Here is a 15920-nt window from a genome sequence, read left to right as displayed (position 1 = left end):
ACTGCGAAGTAATGAGGCCTTTTCTATTTCATCTCGAAGGACAATCTAATCTCAACGGAAGATTAAACAGTCTCTTCAGCCATCTCTTGTTCTGTTGACTTGCCAACAAAGAACATACAGATGATTGCAGCCGTTGTTGGAAGCAACCAACCCATACCGATCTCAAACAGTGGCAGCATCTTAAGTGCAGACACGTCTACACCCGCTACTTTAGCGCCATCAATAAGAGCAAACAGCAGTGACACTAATACCACTACGCGGTAAGCCGCTTTTGGATTAGGGAAACGGCTACGTAAGAATGTCAGAGCAACCAACGCGATAGCGACTGGGTACAGTGCAAACAGTACTGGAACAGACAGAGAAATCAGTTGAGAAAGACCAACGTTCGCAACGGTTGCACAAGCTACACCATTGATGATTACCCAAGTCTTGTAAGACAGAGGCGTTAGCGAGCTGAAGTAATCAGAACATGCTGACACAAGGCCAATCGCCGTAGTTAGACATGCTAATAGTACGATCACAGAAAGCACTAGCTGACCAGAAGGACCAAACAACGATTGAACGTATAGGCTTAAAATAGCACCGCCATTGTCTGCACCAGCTGCGACTGTTGCACTTGTTGCGCCTAGGAAAAATAGAGAGATGTAAACAAACGCCAGACCCGCTGCGGCAATACAACCCGCGCTAATTAGGTACTTAGTCGTCGCTGCACGGTCAGTAATGCCCTTGCTACGAATCGCATCAACAATCAGCATACCAAACATCAAAGAAGCAAAAGTATCCATGGTGTTGTAGCCTTCAAGGAAACCTTTGGTTAGTGGTTGAGTGATGTACTCACCGTGAGCCGCAAGAATATCGCCTTGAGGGTTAACGAATACAGCAATCGCCAGCACAACCAAACCAACGAACAGTGCAGGTGTTAGCACCTTACCAATGACGTCAATAAGCTTACCTTGCGACCATGAGAAGAACATCGCTACTGCAAAAAATGCAATCGAAAAGAGAGTTAGGTGAGCTTGAGAGGCATCGATGAAGAACGGTTTCACCGCCATCTCATAGGCAACAAGGCCAGTACGCGGTGCAGCAAATGCAGGACCGATAATGATAAAGATCAGTACAGCCATGATGGTTGCTGCTTTCTTAGGAAGATCTTTAGTTAAGTGACCCCAAGAGCCACCAGCCACTGCGACCGCGACGATAGTGATTAAGGGCAGACCAACGGCAGTCAGCAGAAAACCAGACATCGCTGGAAGGAAGTGATCACCGGCTAATTGGCCAGCTAGAGGTGGGAAGATGATGTTACCCGCACCCAAGAAAAACGCAAAAAGCATAAAGCCCAATGCCATTATATCTGTTAGTTTTAGACTCTGTTTCACAGATAATCCTTAATTATATTTATGAATTTATGTTGTGCTTACATGAATGTTACAGCTCAAAGCTGCCAATCAATCTATAAAATAGTCGCGCATAATGACGAAACAACTGGCTAGCTGCAAGTCACCACACAAAAACACCATATAAATTTGCATATGAGAACAAAAAGCAGTGGATTCCACTAGCTATAGAAAAATAGCCACAATTATAAACTAACCATAATGCACAACAATATTCTTCCAAGCAGAACATTGACTCATACAAGCGGTTAACATTAGAGCTAATCACTTAAAATATCTCGATACTCAGAACATTAATGAAAGACAAAACAGTGCAAACTAAAAGCTTCAATTTTAAGCAATTCTCAATTTACGGCGGGAAAAGCGGTATGCCAGTCAGTACCGATGGCGTATTACTTGGCGCGTGGGTAAGCCTGCCACAAAGATCATGTGTACTCGATATTGGAACCGGGACAGGTCTGCTGGCTTTGATGGCTGCGCAGCGTTTTGAAGATGCTTCAATCTCTGCGATAGATATTGATCAACACGCTATTGATGCTGCCACTGTCAATATTGAGCAGTCGCCTTGGCAAAATCGTATCTCCCTTGATCACGGCAGCGTGTTAACAGCCGACTTTCCACAAAGGTTTGATGCGATCATCTGTAACCCGCCCTACTTCAACTCTGGAGAACAGGCGCAGCAAAGCCAAAGAGCCACCGCGAGACACACCAATAGCTTGGATCACCTTGAGCTTGCTCAGCGTTGTTTCGAGATAACGACGGATGCCGCCACAGCCAGTTTTATACTGCCGACGACCGAGGGAGAAGGCTTCATCAAGCTTGCCCAACAATGTGGTTGGTACCTAGCAAAGCGCCTTGATGTGAAAACAACAGACAGAAAACCGGCAATTCGAGTCCTGTTTGAATTGTCTAAAGATCCTGTTTGTGAGCAAGATTTTCAGCGTGAATCGCTTACGATCCATCACGATGGCGGTTATAGCGAGGCATTTATTGCCCTTACTAAAGATTTTTATCTCAAGATGTAGCAAATACCATGTGATCCTAATCACTAATGCTTCTATAATGTCCGACTACTCTTTTTTATCGTCTGCTTTTTGAGGCAGAAACATTTATTGCTTGTGGAGAAACAACAGTGATCAGAACCTTTGCAGAACTCGATCTAAACCAAGAGCTGCTTAAAGCAATTGACGAAATGGGCTACGAACGCCCAACACAGGTACAAGCTGAAGCAATCCCACAAGCGTTAGATGGAAGAGACGTTTTGGCTTCTGCGCCAACAGGTACTGGTAAAACAGCATCATTTGTATTGCCAGCACTGCAATACCTACTGGATTTCCCACGTAAGAAATCTGGCCCTGCACGTATGCTTATCCTGACGCCAACGCGTGAGCTAGCAATGCAGATCACCGAACAAGCACGTGAGCTTGCTAAATACACCAGCCTAAATATCTTCACGATCACGGGCGGTGTGATGTACCAAGAGCACGCAGATATCTTAAGTACCACTCAAGATATCGTAGTAGCAACACCTGGCCGTTTGATGGAATACATTGAAGGCGAGCGTTTTGACTGTCGTGCGATTGAATGGCTGGTTCTAGATGAAGCCGACCGCATGCTAGACATGGGCTTTGGTCCTGTTGTTGACCGTCTGTCTGCAGAGTGTCGCTGGCGTAAACAAACTTTACTGTTCTCAGCAACGCTAGAAGGTAAAGGCATTGAAGGCTTCACTGAAGATCTACTGAAAAACCCAGCGGAGATCGATGCGAAATCATCACTTCGTGAGCGTAAGAAGATCACTCAGTGGTACCACCGTGCAGACACAGCAGAGCACAAGCTGAACATCCTAAAGCACGTCATCACAGAGCAAGCTGAGCGCAGCATCGTATTCTTGAAGACGCGTGATCGTCTAGGTGATCTACGAGCTCAACTTGAAAGCGCGCAAATTCCATGTGCGTGGATCCAAGGTGAAATGCCTCAAGATCGTCGTAACAACGCGATTGCTCGTTTCCGTGACGGCTCTGTAAACGTACTACTAGCGACTGACGTTGCTGCTCGTGGTATCGACCTTCCAGACGTAAGCCACGTAATCAACTACGACATGCCACGTACTGCTGACGTATACCTACACCGTATTGGCCGTACTGCTCGTGCTGGTAAAAAAGGTAACGCGGTTTCTATCATTGAAGCGCACGATCAACTAATGATTGAGCGTGTGGCTCGTTACACAGACGAACCAATCAAAGAACGCTTTATTGAAGGCATGCGCCCTACGCATAAGAAAGCGGCCGTGACTAAGAAGAAGAAGCCGAAGAAAGAAGATAAGAAAGCGGTAGAGAAACAAAAAATCGCGAAGAAGAAAAAAATCGCGAAGAAAAAGAAAGCAGCAAAGAAGAAGTAATCTACCAGCTTCAACGATTCAATAAAAAAGCCCCATGCAGTTCGCTGCGTGGGGCTTTTCTTTGTCTAGTTTATTATTGTCTGGCTCGTTATTAGGCTAAATAACTAGGCCTCTAATTTCAAACTCAAACTCAAACCGAGAGTAACTAATTAACCAAGAGCTACTAGTTTTGCTCTTCACGCTTGAAGACGAGCTCTTTCGCGTTCGACTCTTCTTCAACGAAGTAGTAACCCGCCGTATCAAATTTGGTCAGCGCTTCAACGGAATCAATTTTGTTCTCAATGATGTAGCGAGCCATCATGCCACGCGCTTTCTTCGCGTAGAAACTGATCACCTTGTACTGACCGTTCTTGCAGTCTTTGAATACAGGGGTAATCACTTGGCCATCCAAGTTCTTCGGCTTCACGGCTTTAAAGTATTCGTTCGACGCTAGATTGATCAACACATTGTCGCCTTGAGCATTCAACGCTTCATTGAGCTTGTCTGTGATGATGTTGCCCCAGAACTGGTACAAGTTAGTACCACGAGCATTGGCTAAGCGTGTACCCATCTCTAGGCGGTATGGCTGCATCAAATCTAATGGCTTAAGCAAGCCATATAACCCAGAAAGCATGCGCAGGTGGTCTTGTGCGTAGTCAAAATCTTCATCCGATAGCGTTTCAGCGTCTAGGCCAGTGTATACATCGCCTTTAAAGGCTAGGATTGCTTGGCGTGCGTTGTCTTGGGTAAAGGTCTCGCTCCACTGCTCAAAGCGCGCTACGTTCAACCCTGCGATTTTATCGCTGACTTTCATCAGTGCAGAAATATCTACTGGCGTCAGTTTGCGGCACTCTTCAATCAGCTCAGCAGAGTGTTCAACAAACTCAGGCTGACTAAAGCGTTCCGTCGCTAATGGTGATTCGTAATCAAGTGTTTTGGCTGGAGAAACGACAACTAACATAACTTTACCCTAATCGGTTATCTAACTGGATGCTGCTAGAGTATAGAAAAAACATCAACTTGTCTTTATGACTGTTCCTATTACTTCGATAGGGAGAATGAGCTTCGATAGACAGAATGAGACAAATGACAGGCAAACAAAAAGGCTAAGGTCGAAACCTTAGCCTTTCTAATCACTTTAGGATGAGCCGTTTATCGCTCCAACAAGATTACTTCTTGTTGTTGTCCCAAATACCGTCTTCCAGCTGAGACTTAAGCTCTGGGAAGTCATTCGAATCGAATGTTGGTACTTTACCCGCGTCTAGTTGGCGGTTGTAGTCTTTCGCTAGCTTAATCACGATACCTGATAGCAGGATAATCGCCACCAAGTTAACAATCGCCATTAGGCCCATCGATACGTCAGCCAGTGCCCATACCGTTGGTAACGTCGCTAGAGAACCGAACATAACCATACCCAGAACAACGATACGGAATAGCACTAGGCCCTTCTTGTTGTTGTGCTCAAGGAAGATAAGGTTCGTTTCAGCGTACGAGTAGTTTGCAATGATTGAAGTGAAAGCGAAGAAGAAAATCGCTACCGCTACAAAAATGCCGCCCCATTCGCCCACTTGTGCTGTTAGTGCACGTTGCGTTAGTTCGATACCCGTTACTTCACCGTGTGGTACATACTCACCAGACATCAGGATGATTGCGACTGTTGCTGAACAGATAACAATGGTATCCATGAACACGCCTAGCATTTGCACGTAACCTTGTGATGCTGGGTGCGGTGGGTAAGGCGTAGCAGAAGCTGCTGCGTTTGGCGCAGAACCCATACCCGCTTCGTTCGAGAACAAACCACGTTTGATGCCGTTAATCATCGCTTGTGCGATTGCGTAACCTAGGCCACCCGCTGCTGCTTCTTGCAGACCGAATGCACTCTTGAAGATAAGAGCCAGTACTTCAGGCACTTTCTCGATGTTCGCGAACATCACGTACATAGCGATCGCTAGGTAAGCCAATGCCATGATTGGAACGATGATTTCTGCTGTGCGGGCAATCTTACGGATACCACCGAAGATAACGAACGCAGAGATGATTACGATACCAACACCAACGTAGCTACGCTCAAGGTCGAATGCCGTATTCATTGCGCTTGCAATCGCGTTCGCTTGAACCGCGTTGAATACAAGACCAAATGCAATGATGAGGAAGATAGAGAATAGAACCCCCATCCAACGCATGCCTAGGCCTTTCTCCATGTAGTATGCAGGGCCGCCGCGGTAGTTACCGTCGTTATCACGCGTTTTGTATAGCTGTGCCAGTGTGCTTTCTGCAAACGATGTTGCCATACCTAGCATTGCGATTAGCCACATCCAGAAGATAGCACCAGGGCCACCAGCGGTTAGTGCTACAGCAACACCTGCCATGTTACCCGTACCTACACGAGCAGCGAGACTAGTACAAAGAGCTTGGAAAGAAGAGATACCAGCACTGTCTGCTTTACGGCTGTTTCTAAGAACAGAGAACATGTGGCCGAAATGGCGGAATTGAATGAAGCCTAGTCGTACAGTGAAGTAGATACCCACACCAACCAGTAAGTAAACTAAGATAGATCCCCAAAGGAGATCGTTCATCAAATTGATTAAGTCTGTCACGTGAACCTCGTAATTGAGTTTAAGCACCGATCATGCTTCCTAGCCTTCCTCTTAATCGCCTATGCCTCTGTCAATGTTGTGTCGGCACTCTTGTTATATTCTTGCGGCGATTGAGACTGTAAATGTCGCTTCATGCATCCATTTTACGTATCAGTGTATTTTTTGACGGGCGGATAATGCAGCGAGACGGCCTAAAAATCAATATGCAAATACACTTATATTAAAATGACATTTCACTAATAACACACCTTTTGTTAACACAACTTTCAACAATGCAGCCCAATAAAAGTCACATTATCGGGACATAATATCAACAACAGCCACGGCACTACCCCAACAAGAACACCATCCTATAAAAATGACGTCAGCCTAGGTTTTACAAGGTATAGTGAAGATCTTCGTTTTTTTCTAGGCCAATGAGATCCCTATACCGCACGGTACCATGTGCACTTCAATGCATTGTAGTCAAAACGCTATTCCATTCGCACAATGAATTAACATTCAATAACCCCCAATTTAATCGTTTACTTAGGTTTGTTTGCCTGTTTTTTATACATAATAATTCTCACAATGTGTGAGCATGCATAAGAAAATAGAACAAAAGCTTCATGGATTTGAAACAAATGAGAAACAAATCAAAGTTATTGTGAACCTAAATATGATATTTATTGGTTCGTAAGAACTAGTCCCACGGAAGGAGATATGGCTTATGGATAGCTTTCAATTCGATGAAGTATCAGAACTAGAAATGCCTCGTGTAACTCAAAAATCACGCTCGAAACCACTCAAGCGTAAGTGGCGTGAAATCGAAGCCATCAACGATCGTAGGCAGCTTGAGAAAGAGCTGAGAGAGATGAACCTAGGTCTTGATTTTAGCCTTGACGATATAAAACTTTAATCAGCACGATAAGAAATCAGATAGCAAAAGGCACCTAGATAGGTGCCTTTTTTATTTTTTGAGGTAGTTAATCCGCTCAAAGCGCCATTTGGAAACCAACCCTCTAATATAGAGGACACCTAAAATAGGTGCACCTCAACATTACAACGGGCTAAACACACTCTTGTTCATTTTGTCGAACCCGAGCCGCGAGTTGGCGATATTGATCGGCGATGGTCTCTCCAAAAACAGGGTCATCTTCCGGTTGAAGCCATTGAGACTCCACTTCTTGCCAATCTTTCACCGTGAACGCCTCAACAATCATGGGTAGCACATGCTTCTCTTCATATTCCATGTGCTTTCGCTGAGCCTTAACAAACGCTTCAAGCTGCTCAATAAAGACTTGCTGAGGAACCACCGCATCTTGAAGGATCATATCGACCAAACCTAAAAAGTTCGCCGTTTTCTCAGAAAGCAATTGATGCTCTAACTCCAAGTCTTCAATCGCTTGCTCGCTGCCATATTGCTTAAGATAGTAGCGATAAATGACGTCTTCTTTAGGGTGATGCACTTTGTCTGAATGGTTCATAAGGTAATGAACCACCTCTGCGATCAGGCTATAGTTTATTTCTCGCTCCTGTTTCAGAAACTCTAACTTACTGTTGAGTATCGCGAGTAAACGAGCCATATAGCCATGCTCTCGTCTTATCCTTTCAATCATCATAGTATTGCACTCCATTACACCTACTATTTATAAGTGTATACGAATATGCTGATTTATGATTTGACCCTGCTCAGAAAACCACCAACCTACACTTCTGTTGGTAAACGCCAGTCAATAGGTTGTTGATCCATAGAAGAAAGCAGCTTGTTGGTTGTAGAGAAATGCTGACAACCGAAGAATCCACGGCGTGCCGATAATGGCGATGGGTGAGGTGCAACCAACACATGATGCTTGTCGTCATCAATCGCTTGACCTTTCTTCTGGGCGTGTGCGCCCCACAACAAAAAGATGATCGGTTCAGAGCGCTGATTGAGCTCAGCAATAATGGCATCGGTAAAGGTTTCCCAGCCACACTTAGCATGTGAGTGTGCTTTTGCCTCTTCGACTGTAAGGACTGTGTTCAACAGCAACACCCCTTGCGATGCCCAAGAATCGAGATAACCATGACTAGGAATCTCAAAGCCCTCTATATCTTGTGCAAGCTCTTTGTACATATTGCGTAGAGAAGGTGGGATTTTCACACCAGGAAGCACTGAGAATGCTAAGCCGTGAGCTTGGTTAGCACCGTGATAAGGATCTTGCCCTAAGATAACCACTCGCACGGATTCGAAAGGCGTCATATCAAAGGCACTGAACACCTGTTCTTGTGGCGGGTAGACGGTTTTACCACTATTACGTTGCTGTTCAACAAACGCGAGGACACTCTGAAAGTACTCTTTATCACGTTCATCATTAATAATGGATTCCCAAGTCTTTGGTGCGCTCATCGTTTTACTTCCCAATCATCAAGGTTTCTAGCGGCTTTCGCCAGACAAAAAAATAGCTGTATCGGCTAACTGTCCTAAATAAGGCTCTAGTTATACCTCATACAGCTATCAATAAACATGATGTGTAGGGTTCACTTGTTGATGAATCATAATAATCAGTTCAAGTTGTGCTTATCTCGATTAACCACTTTTCTGCTGTGTACGATGGTGGCCGTGGTTATGCACGTGACGGTTTGGTGTAGGTAAACGGCGTGCGACAGCAATAGTTGAAGTTTGGGTGATTGAATACATAAAGGCACCTCCTCTAAGACATCGTGAACTACATATTCACTTTAATACTATGAAAGAAAGGTGCCAATTTTTAGAAATAGACGGAAATAAATTTCCCCCTCTATTATTACGCTTGTTCGCTCGCTAGCGTTGCTGAGCGATGAAACATTCTAAGTTGTTGAATTTCCTCTTTCCAGATCGTCGAATCAATGGTTTCCAAGATAAGAGGGATACCATTAAAGCGAGAATCAGAGGCAATATACTCAAAACAATCCCAGCCAATTTCGCCTTTTCCTAAAGAATGGTGTCGATCGACTCGGCTCGCGAACTCAGCTTTTGAATCATTGATGTGCATTGCTCTTAGATAGTGCATACCCACGATGCGGTCGAACTCAGCAAAAGTATGCTCACACGCCTCTTTTGTACGTAAGTCATAGCCAGCAGTAAACGTATGGCAGGTGTCTAAGCACACACCCACACGTGACTTATCTTCTACCTGCTCGATAATCTCGGCTAGATGTTCAAACTTCCAACCCAGATTAGTGCCCTGCCCAGACGTATTCTCGATCACTGCGATTACGTCAGGTACCGCTTGATGAGCTAGGTTGATCGATTCAGCGATCTTCGCCAAACATTCGCTTTCTGAGATTTTCTTTAAATGACTCCCAGGATGAAAATTCAAAAGCGTTAGTCCAAGTTGATTACAACGCTCCATTTCATCAATAAAAGCCGCGCGTGATTTCTCTAGCTTCTCTTCTTCTGGCGCTCCTAGGTTAATCAGGTAGGAGTCATGAGGAAGAATGTGCTCAGCACCGTAGCCCAACATTTTGCAATTGGCTTTAAAGGCACTAATGGTTTTCGCTTCTAGTGGTTTTGCCGCCCACTGTCTCTGGTTCTTGGTAAACAGTGCAAACGCATTGGCACCTATTTCACGTGCACGCATAGGCGCCTGATCAACACCACCAGCAGCCGACACATGAGCGCCAATAAACTTAATATTTGTTTCCGGTTTTGAGGATGAATTATTGTTTGTCATTAAATCACTTTACACTTTCAGAATGCTTAATAAATAAAGGGTCGTATCGGTTGTAGTTCAATAAAAACACAATAAATGTAGTAAACTTACAACAAATATGACTGTTAAATATTTTTTATACTTTAAAATATTTTGTAATTACTTTGTTTTTAAAGGTTTTATTGATTTACCTCAATATAATCACCTTTGTAAAAATATGGTTTTTGGTTGTTTTTTGACTTAAATCAATGTTAACCTTACTAATATTAGGTATATATTACCCAGCTCAATAAAAATCGAAAGTTAACACCATAATCAAACCACATTCAGTGGACTAGGAGATAGTTATGATCCAAGGTATTCAAATTACTAAAGCAGCAAACGATGACCTACTAAACTCAATCTGGCTACTAGATAGCGAGAAGAATGAAGCTCGTTGTGTTGTTGCTACTGCAGGTTTCGAAGCTGACCAAGTTATCTCAGCTGCAGACCTAGGCGAGTACGAAAGCCGTGAAGTTGCAATCGAAGCAGCACCACGCATCGAAGGTGGTCAACACCTAAACGTTAACGTTCTTAAGCGTGAAACGCTAGAAGACGCAGTTGCTCACCCAGAGAACTACCCACAGCTAACTATCCGTGTATCGGGTTACGCTGTACGTTTCAACTCTCTAACAACTGAACAGCAACGTGACGTTATCGCACGTACGTTCACTGAGTCTCTATAATTTTTAGAGCTTAAATTAGAATACAAAAACGGCGCTCATTGAGCGCCGTTTTTATTTGTTCGAAAAACAAATGGACGTTACGGTTGAACTCGACGAAGCACAGCTTTTAGCGCTTCAAAATCGTTATCAAGATCTTCAGACAACAATTCCATCGCCGCGTGTTTTGCTAGCGGGCCAGGCAGTTCGATATCAGAACCTAGGATGTCATCAACCACTTCTTTGAATTTCGCTGGGTGTGCTGTACACAGGAACAAGCCAGTTTCGTTCTCTTGCAGTTGCTCTTCCAGTAGACGGTAAGCAATCGCACCATGTGGTTCACATAGGTAACCTTGTGCTTTTAGGTCGCGAACTGACTCAGCGCTCTGCTCGTCAGATACTTTACCTTTGCCTAGTGTATCTAAGCCCCAACCTTTCAGTTGGCAAAGCTCTTCGATACGAGGCCAGTTGTTTGGTTGGCTTACGTCCATCGCGTTCGATGTTGTCGCAACAGTCGGTTTTGGATCCCATTGACCTGTTTCTAGGTAACGAGGAACAGTGTCATTTTCGTTAGTTGCTGCGATAAAACGCTTAACAGGTAGACCTAGCGCTTTAGCCAATAGACCAGCCGTTAGGTTACCAAAGTTACCACTTGGTACAGAGATAACGAGGTTTTCACGTTGCTCTTTAGTCAGCTGAGAAGCCGCCTCAAAGTAGTAACAGATCTGAGCCATTAAACGGCTGATGTTGATCGAGTTTGCCGAATTAAGACCGATCTCTTTACGCAGTTCAGCGTCATCAAATGAGTCTTTAACTAGAGCCTGACACGCATCAAAGTCACCATCAATCGCCACAGTGTGGATGTTCTTGCCAAGCGTACAGAACAGCTTCTCTTGCAGTGGGCTGATCTTGCCTTTCGGGTAAAGAATCACAACATTGATGTCTTCCATGCCGTAGAAAGCATGCGCAACCGCCGCACCAGTATCACCTGATGTTGCCGTTAAGATAGTGATTTGACCACCATCAGAAACAGCTGCTAAAGATTGAGCCATAAAGCGGCCACCGAAATCTTTAAACGCCAGTGTTGGACCGTGGAAAAGCTCAAGCGCGTAAACGCCGTCTTTTACTTGGTTGATTGGTGCAGGGAATTGGAACGCTGCATCCACCATTTGGTCGATCTGTTCTTTTGGTAATTCATCACCAATCAATGCTGACAGAATCTTTGAGCTACGAGGGACAAAGTCCTCTGCTAGCAGCGCATCGATATCATCAAACTTTGGCAGTTCAGATGGGAAAAATAGACCTTGATTACGGCCTAAGCCTTGACGAACGGCTTGGCCAAAAGAGACTTGTTCATCATTTTCTTTGATGTTGTACAGTTTCATAACTCACTTCCTGTAACGATCGAACCCTGCTTATCTAGGCGACAAACGTGAACGAATCCTTCTTCATTTTGTACGTAATTTTGTTCTAACCAGCGTGCAACACGCTCGGCGACATCTTGTTCTTTGCAAATGCTAAATAGAGTTGGACCACTACCAGAAATACCAGTAGCCAGTGCCCCAGCTGACAGCGCGTATTTACGAGCATCAGCAAACCCTGGAAGCAGTTTCTCACGATATGGTTCAGCGATCACGTCTTTGATCATCTTCGCCGCCAGTTCAGGTTGACCTGAATGACACGCGTGGATAAAGCCCGCTAAGTGACGACCATGAGCAATAATATCCTGACGACGATATTGAGATGGTAGGATCTCTCTCGCTTCAGCCGTTGAAACCTTAATACCCGGATAAGCCATTACCCAGTACCAGTCGTCAAAACACGGTACTTCTTGGCTGATGATGCCTAGCTCTTCAAGCATGAGCTGCACACCACCAAGGTAACATGGCGCAACGTTATCGTAGTGGATACCACCTGAAATCTTGCCTTCCATTTCACCCATCAGAGCAAGCAGTTCAGTTTCATTCAGGGGCTGACCGTGAAAACGGTTTAGCGCATCCAGTGCCGCGACGATTGAACATGCACTAGAACCCAAACCTGAACCGATAGGCATGTTCTTTTCTAGTGTCATTTCTAAAGGCTTTAGCGTAACGCCTTTTTTATCAAGCTCTCTCGAGAACACCACCCAGCAGTCGTAAACGATGTTTTCTTTTGCTTCAGTTGGCAGCTTAGAAACAAAGCTGCCTGCAGTTTTAAGTGAGAATGGTTCATCACCGGCTTTAACCATAACTCGGTCACCTAGCAGCGTGCCATCCACTGGAGACACAGCGGCCCCCAGCACATCAAACCCTACACTGACATTACCGATTGATGCAGGAGCATAAACGACAACATCCATATCACTTGAACTCATTCTTAAACTCCTAATTTCCAACCAAGAGTACGCATCACATCAGAGAATACGCCAGCAGCTGTTACTTCAGTACCCGCGCCGTAGCCACGCAGTACTAGAGGGATTGGTTGGTAGTAACGGCTGTAGAATGCTAATGCGTTCTCGCCATCTTTAATCTTGAACATTGGGTCGTCGCCATCAACAGCAGCGATACGAACCTTACACTTACCTTCAGCGATTTCACCCACATAACGAAGTACTTTACCTTCTTCTGCTGCGATAGCTGACTGCTCTTTGAAGTAAGCATCCGCTTCTGGTAGGCGAGCCATGAACTCTTCAACCGTACCTGAATCATCAAAACCCGGTGGCAGAGCTTGGTCTACTTCAACATCTTCAAGTTCAAGCGCCATGCCTGCTTCACGAGCAAGAATAAGCAACTTACGCGCCACATCCATACCAGATAGATCATCTCGAGGATCCGGTTCAGTGAAGCCGTTATCTTTTGCAATATTGGTTGCCTGGCTCAGTGTCATACCTTCATCAAGCTTGCCGAAGATGTAAGACAGTGAACCTGAAAGAATGCCGTTGAACTTCTCAAGTTCATCACCTGCAGAGATAAGGTTCTGTAGGTTTTCGATGACCGGTAGACCTGCACCTACTGTTGTCTCGTACATCAGCTTACGACGTGAGTTGCGTGCAACTTCACGAAGCTGATGGTAGTAAGCCATGCTTGCTGTGTTTGCTTTCTTGTTTGGTGTTACTACGTGGAAACCAGCCGCTAGGAAATCAGCGTACTGCGCCGCAATACCTTCGCTAGACGTACAATCAACCAATACTGGGTTGATGATGTGGTTACGTTGAACCAAAGCCGCTAAACGCGCTAGGCTGAACTCTTCAGTCGCACTCGACATACGGTCACGCCACTGCTCTAACGGTAGACCATCGCTGTCTAGCAACAAACCTTTACTGTTTGCTAAACCACATACGCGAATCACGATGCCTTTTTCAGCCAGTTTGCCTTGCTGACGTTGGATCTGGTCAACAAGCTCGCCACCAACACCGCCGACACCCACAACGAATACATCTAGGAAGTGCTTAGAGTTAAATAGGTTCTCGTGACACGCTTTGATTGCTTCAGAGATTTTGTCTTCAGGGATAACCGCTGAAATAGCGCGCTCTGAAGAACCTTGAGCAATAGCAACAATGTTGACGTTCACTTCAGCTAAAGAAGAGAAGAACTGAGATGCTACGCCACGTGAAGTGCGCATACCGTCACCCACCAGCGTTACAATCGCAACGTCATCCATGAACTCAACCGGCTCTAACAGGCCATCTTTAAGTTCAAGTTCAAACGCGTCTGACAACACTTGTTTCGCTTTCACCTTATCAGCCGATTCAATACAGAAGCTGATGCTGTACTCAGAAGAAGATTGAGTAATAAGGACGATAGAAACGCCGGCAGAAGACATCGCGCCGAATACACGACTCGCCATACCAACCATGCCCTTCATACCTGGGCCTGATACGTTAACCATCGTTAGGTCACTTAGCGTAGTGATGCCTTTGATTGCTAGGTTATCTTCGCCAGTGTCTTGGCCGATCAAAGTACCTGCACCCTGTGGGTTGAAGCTGTTTTTGATTAGGCAAGGAATATGGAATTGCGCGATAGGAGCGATAGTCTTCGGATGTAGAACCGAAGCGCCGAAGTAAGAAAGCTCCATCGCTTCTTGATAGCTTAGCGATTTAAGAAGACGAGCATCATCCACTAAACGCGGGTCACAGTTGTAAACACCATCGACATCTGTCCAGATCTCACAACAATCAGCGCGTAGACATGCCGCTAGAACCGCCGCTGAGTAATCAGAGCCATTACGACCTAGTGTGACTAGCTCACCTTTTTCATTACCCGCAGTAAAGCCAGGCATGATGTTAACGTGACCTTTAGGAAGTGGAGATTGTTGGAAGTTCTGAGTAGAGACATCCACATCGACCATAGCTTCAAGGTGATCGCCTTTAGCGTATAGGTATTGGACAGGGTCAATCAGGCTTGCTGGTTGGCCTTTCGCTTCCAGTACCGCTTTCATTAACTGGATAGAGATTCGCTCACCTTTACTGATGATGCGAGCATTAACGTGGTTCGGGCACATACCAAGTAGGTTGATGCCATTCACGAACTGCTTTAGCTGAGCAAGAGAGGTATCCACCTGCTCTTGAAACGCGGCACCATCGATAGAAGGCACGACCGCTTTGATCTCTGCAAACAGTGTGTTAAATGAAGATTCGATCTCTGTAATCTGTGCGTCAGCTTCACCATTTTTCAGTGCAGCTTCAATAACAGCGACCAACTTATTGGTTGTTTTTCCTGGAGCCGATAGTACAACGGCTAGCTCTTCTTGCTGGGCATTATTAGCGATGATATCAGCCGCTCGTAAAAAACGATCTGCATCAGCTAATGATGAACCTCCAAACTTTAAAACGCGCATCCCTTTCTCCATAAGTCATAAAAATGGTACAAAAAAAGGCCTGTATCTTGTTGGATACAGGCCTTTTTTTTAAAATCCGTTACTTAGCAGCCTGCCCCAACAATGTTAATGTCGGTAATAATAATGGTTGTGGTCATTACTAGGTGGCTTACGTGCTGCATATCAAATTCTCTGCTTGTGCTTTACTCTACGTGTATCAATTTTTACCACTGGACGTCAATGAAAAGTTGCGTTTTTTTTACATTCGCACCGTTTTTCAGAGCAAACCGTCATTTAAGGGATAAAACACCCTGTATAAACCTTCACTTAAGATACTGGATTTACTCATTGAACAGGCAAGAGTGATCAATTGCATATATAGTCATAACAAAATGCTATATCGA

General features: G+C 44.9%; 13 protein-coding genes and 1 other annotated feature. Of the genes, 4 read left to right on the top strand and 9 right to left on the bottom strand.

Going from position 1 to position 15920, the window contains the following annotated elements; all coding sequences use genetic code 11:
* Positions 1-62: 62 nt before the first annotated feature.
* The gene (gene brnQ, locus AB4482_RS02500; protein ID WP_017059325.1) at positions 63-1376 is read right to left on the bottom strand and encodes a branched-chain amino acid transport system II carrier protein; all 1314 of its coding nucleotides are present in this window, start codon (positions 1374-1376) and stop codon (positions 63-65) included.
* Between the two features lie 314 nt (positions 1377-1690).
* Between brnQ and AB4482_RS02495 the strand changes: the two genes are divergently transcribed.
* A complete protein-coding gene (locus AB4482_RS02495; RefSeq protein WP_372180502.1) occupies positions 1691-2419 on the top strand; it encodes a tRNA1(Val) (adenine(37)-N6)-methyltransferase in 729 nt (242 codons plus the stop codon).
* Positions 2420-2526: 107 nt separating this feature from the next.
* Positions 2527-3792 carry an ATP-dependent RNA helicase SrmB gene (gene srmB, locus AB4482_RS02490; protein WP_372131542.1) on the top strand — a complete coding sequence of 422 codons (1266 nt, stop codon included), beginning with the start codon at positions 2527-2529 and terminating at the stop codon, positions 3790-3792.
* Positions 3793-3955: 163 nt separating this feature from the next.
* Here srmB and yaaA read toward each other — a convergent pair whose 3' ends face one another.
* Complete coding sequence (yaaA, locus tag AB4482_RS02485; RefSeq protein ID WP_372180501.1) at positions 3956-4732, bottom strand: peroxide stress protein YaaA; 777 nt, start codon at positions 4730-4732, stop codon at positions 3956-3958.
* A 208-nt stretch (positions 4733-4940) separates the two neighbouring features.
* Positions 4941-6368: a sodium:alanine symporter family protein gene (locus AB4482_RS02480; protein WP_032545312.1), complete on the bottom strand. Its 1428-nt coding sequence runs from the start codon at positions 6366-6368 to the stop codon at positions 4941-4943.
* A 709-nt stretch (positions 6369-7077) separates the two neighbouring features.
* Here AB4482_RS02480 and AB4482_RS02475 point away from each other — a divergent pair.
* Positions 7078-7266, top strand: a complete 189-nt coding sequence (locus AB4482_RS02475; RefSeq protein WP_017059319.1) for a DUF3545 family protein — start codon at positions 7078-7080, stop codon at positions 7264-7266.
* 151 nt (positions 7267-7417) lie between these two features.
* Here AB4482_RS02475 and AB4482_RS02470 read toward each other — a convergent pair whose 3' ends face one another.
* The 3 genes from AB4482_RS02470 to nfo form a co-directional block, all read right to left on the bottom strand.
* The gene (locus tag AB4482_RS02470; protein WP_372180499.1) at positions 7418-7969 is read right to left on the bottom strand and encodes a hemerythrin domain-containing protein; all 552 of its coding nucleotides are present in this window, start codon (positions 7967-7969) and stop codon (positions 7418-7420) included.
* A gap of 86 nt (positions 7970-8055) precedes the next feature.
* Positions 8056-8736 carry a uracil-DNA glycosylase gene (ung, locus tag AB4482_RS02465; protein ID WP_372180497.1) on the bottom strand — a complete coding sequence of 227 codons (681 nt, stop codon included), beginning with the start codon at positions 8734-8736 and terminating at the stop codon, positions 8056-8058.
* A 397-nt stretch (positions 8737-9133) separates the two neighbouring features.
* Complete coding sequence (nfo, locus tag AB4482_RS02460) at positions 9134-10042, bottom strand: deoxyribonuclease IV (RefSeq protein ID WP_102319761.1); 909 nt, start codon at positions 10040-10042, stop codon at positions 9134-9136.
* Positions 10043-10368: 326 nt separating this feature from the next.
* Between nfo and grcA the strand changes: the two genes are divergently transcribed.
* Entirely contained in the window at positions 10369-10746 is a 378-nt protein-coding gene (grcA, locus tag AB4482_RS02455; protein ID WP_017059315.1) for an autonomous glycyl radical cofactor GrcA, read from the top strand.
* Positions 10747-10823: 77 nt separating this feature from the next.
* On the opposite strand, the gene thrC is transcribed toward grcA, so the two are convergent.
* Genes thrC through thrA form a run of 3 tightly spaced genes read right to left on the bottom strand, consistent with a single transcriptional unit; the run spans position 10824 to position 15537 of the window.
* Complete coding sequence (thrC, locus tag AB4482_RS02450; protein ID WP_017059314.1) at positions 10824-12107, bottom strand: threonine synthase; 1284 nt, start codon at positions 12105-12107, stop codon at positions 10824-10826.
* Positions 12104-13060, bottom strand: coding sequence for a homoserine kinase (gene thrB, locus AB4482_RS02445; protein WP_032545653.1), 957 nt, complete (start codon positions 13058-13060; stop codon positions 12104-12106). The genes thrC and thrB overlap by 4 nt, the downstream gene beginning before the upstream one ends.
* 17 nt (positions 13061-13077) lie before the next feature.
* Positions 13078-15537, bottom strand: coding sequence for a bifunctional aspartate kinase/homoserine dehydrogenase I (gene thrA, locus AB4482_RS02440; protein ID WP_017059312.1), 2460 nt, complete (start codon positions 15535-15537; stop codon positions 13078-13080).
* 29 nt (positions 15538-15566) lie between these two features.
* Positions 15567-15685, bottom strand: a sequence feature (Thr leader region).
* Positions 15686-15920 lie beyond the last annotated feature (235 nt).

This window comes from Vibrio sp. 10N.222.55.C7, from assembly GCF_041473335.1.
Lineage (GTDB): Bacteria > Pseudomonadota > Gammaproteobacteria > Enterobacterales > Vibrionaceae > Vibrio > Vibrio crassostreae_C.
Note: the sequence above shows the minus strand (reverse complement) of the source record. Positions and strands in the feature narration are given on the sequence as shown.

Excerpts from the sequence above, each read along its gene's own strand:
- AB4482_RS02495 (WP_372180502.1), top strand. The coding sequence starts at position 1,691 with ATGAAAGACAAAACAGTGCAAACTAAAAGCTTCAATTTTAAGCAATTC.
- yaaA (WP_372180501.1), bottom strand. The coding sequence starts at position 4,732 with ATGTTAGTTGTCGTTTCTCCAGCCAAAACACTTGATTACGAATCACCA.
- AB4482_RS02475 (WP_017059319.1), top strand. The coding sequence starts at position 7,078 with ATGGATAGCTTTCAATTCGATGAAGTATCAGAACTAGAAATGCCTCGT.
- AB4482_RS02470 (WP_372180499.1), bottom strand. The coding sequence starts at position 7,969 with ATGATGATTGAAAGGATAAGACGAGAGCATGGCTATATGGCTCGTTTA.
- ung (WP_372180497.1), bottom strand. The coding sequence starts at position 8,736 with ATGAGCGCACCAAAGACTTGGGAATCCATTATTAATGATGAACGTGAT.
- nfo (WP_102319761.1), bottom strand. The coding sequence starts at position 10,042 with ATGACAAACAATAATTCATCCTCAAAACCGGAAACAAATATTAAGTTT.
- grcA (WP_017059315.1), top strand. The coding sequence starts at position 10,369 with ATGATCCAAGGTATTCAAATTACTAAAGCAGCAAACGATGACCTACTA.
- thrC (WP_017059314.1), bottom strand. The coding sequence starts at position 12,107 with ATGAAACTGTACAACATCAAAGAAAATGATGAACAAGTCTCTTTTGGC.
- thrB (WP_032545653.1), bottom strand. The coding sequence starts at position 13,060 with ATGGATGTTGTCGTTTATGCTCCTGCATCAATCGGTAATGTCAGTGTA.
- thrA (WP_017059312.1), bottom strand. The coding sequence starts at position 15,537 with ATGCGCGTTTTAAAGTTTGGAGGTTCATCATTAGCTGATGCAGATCGT.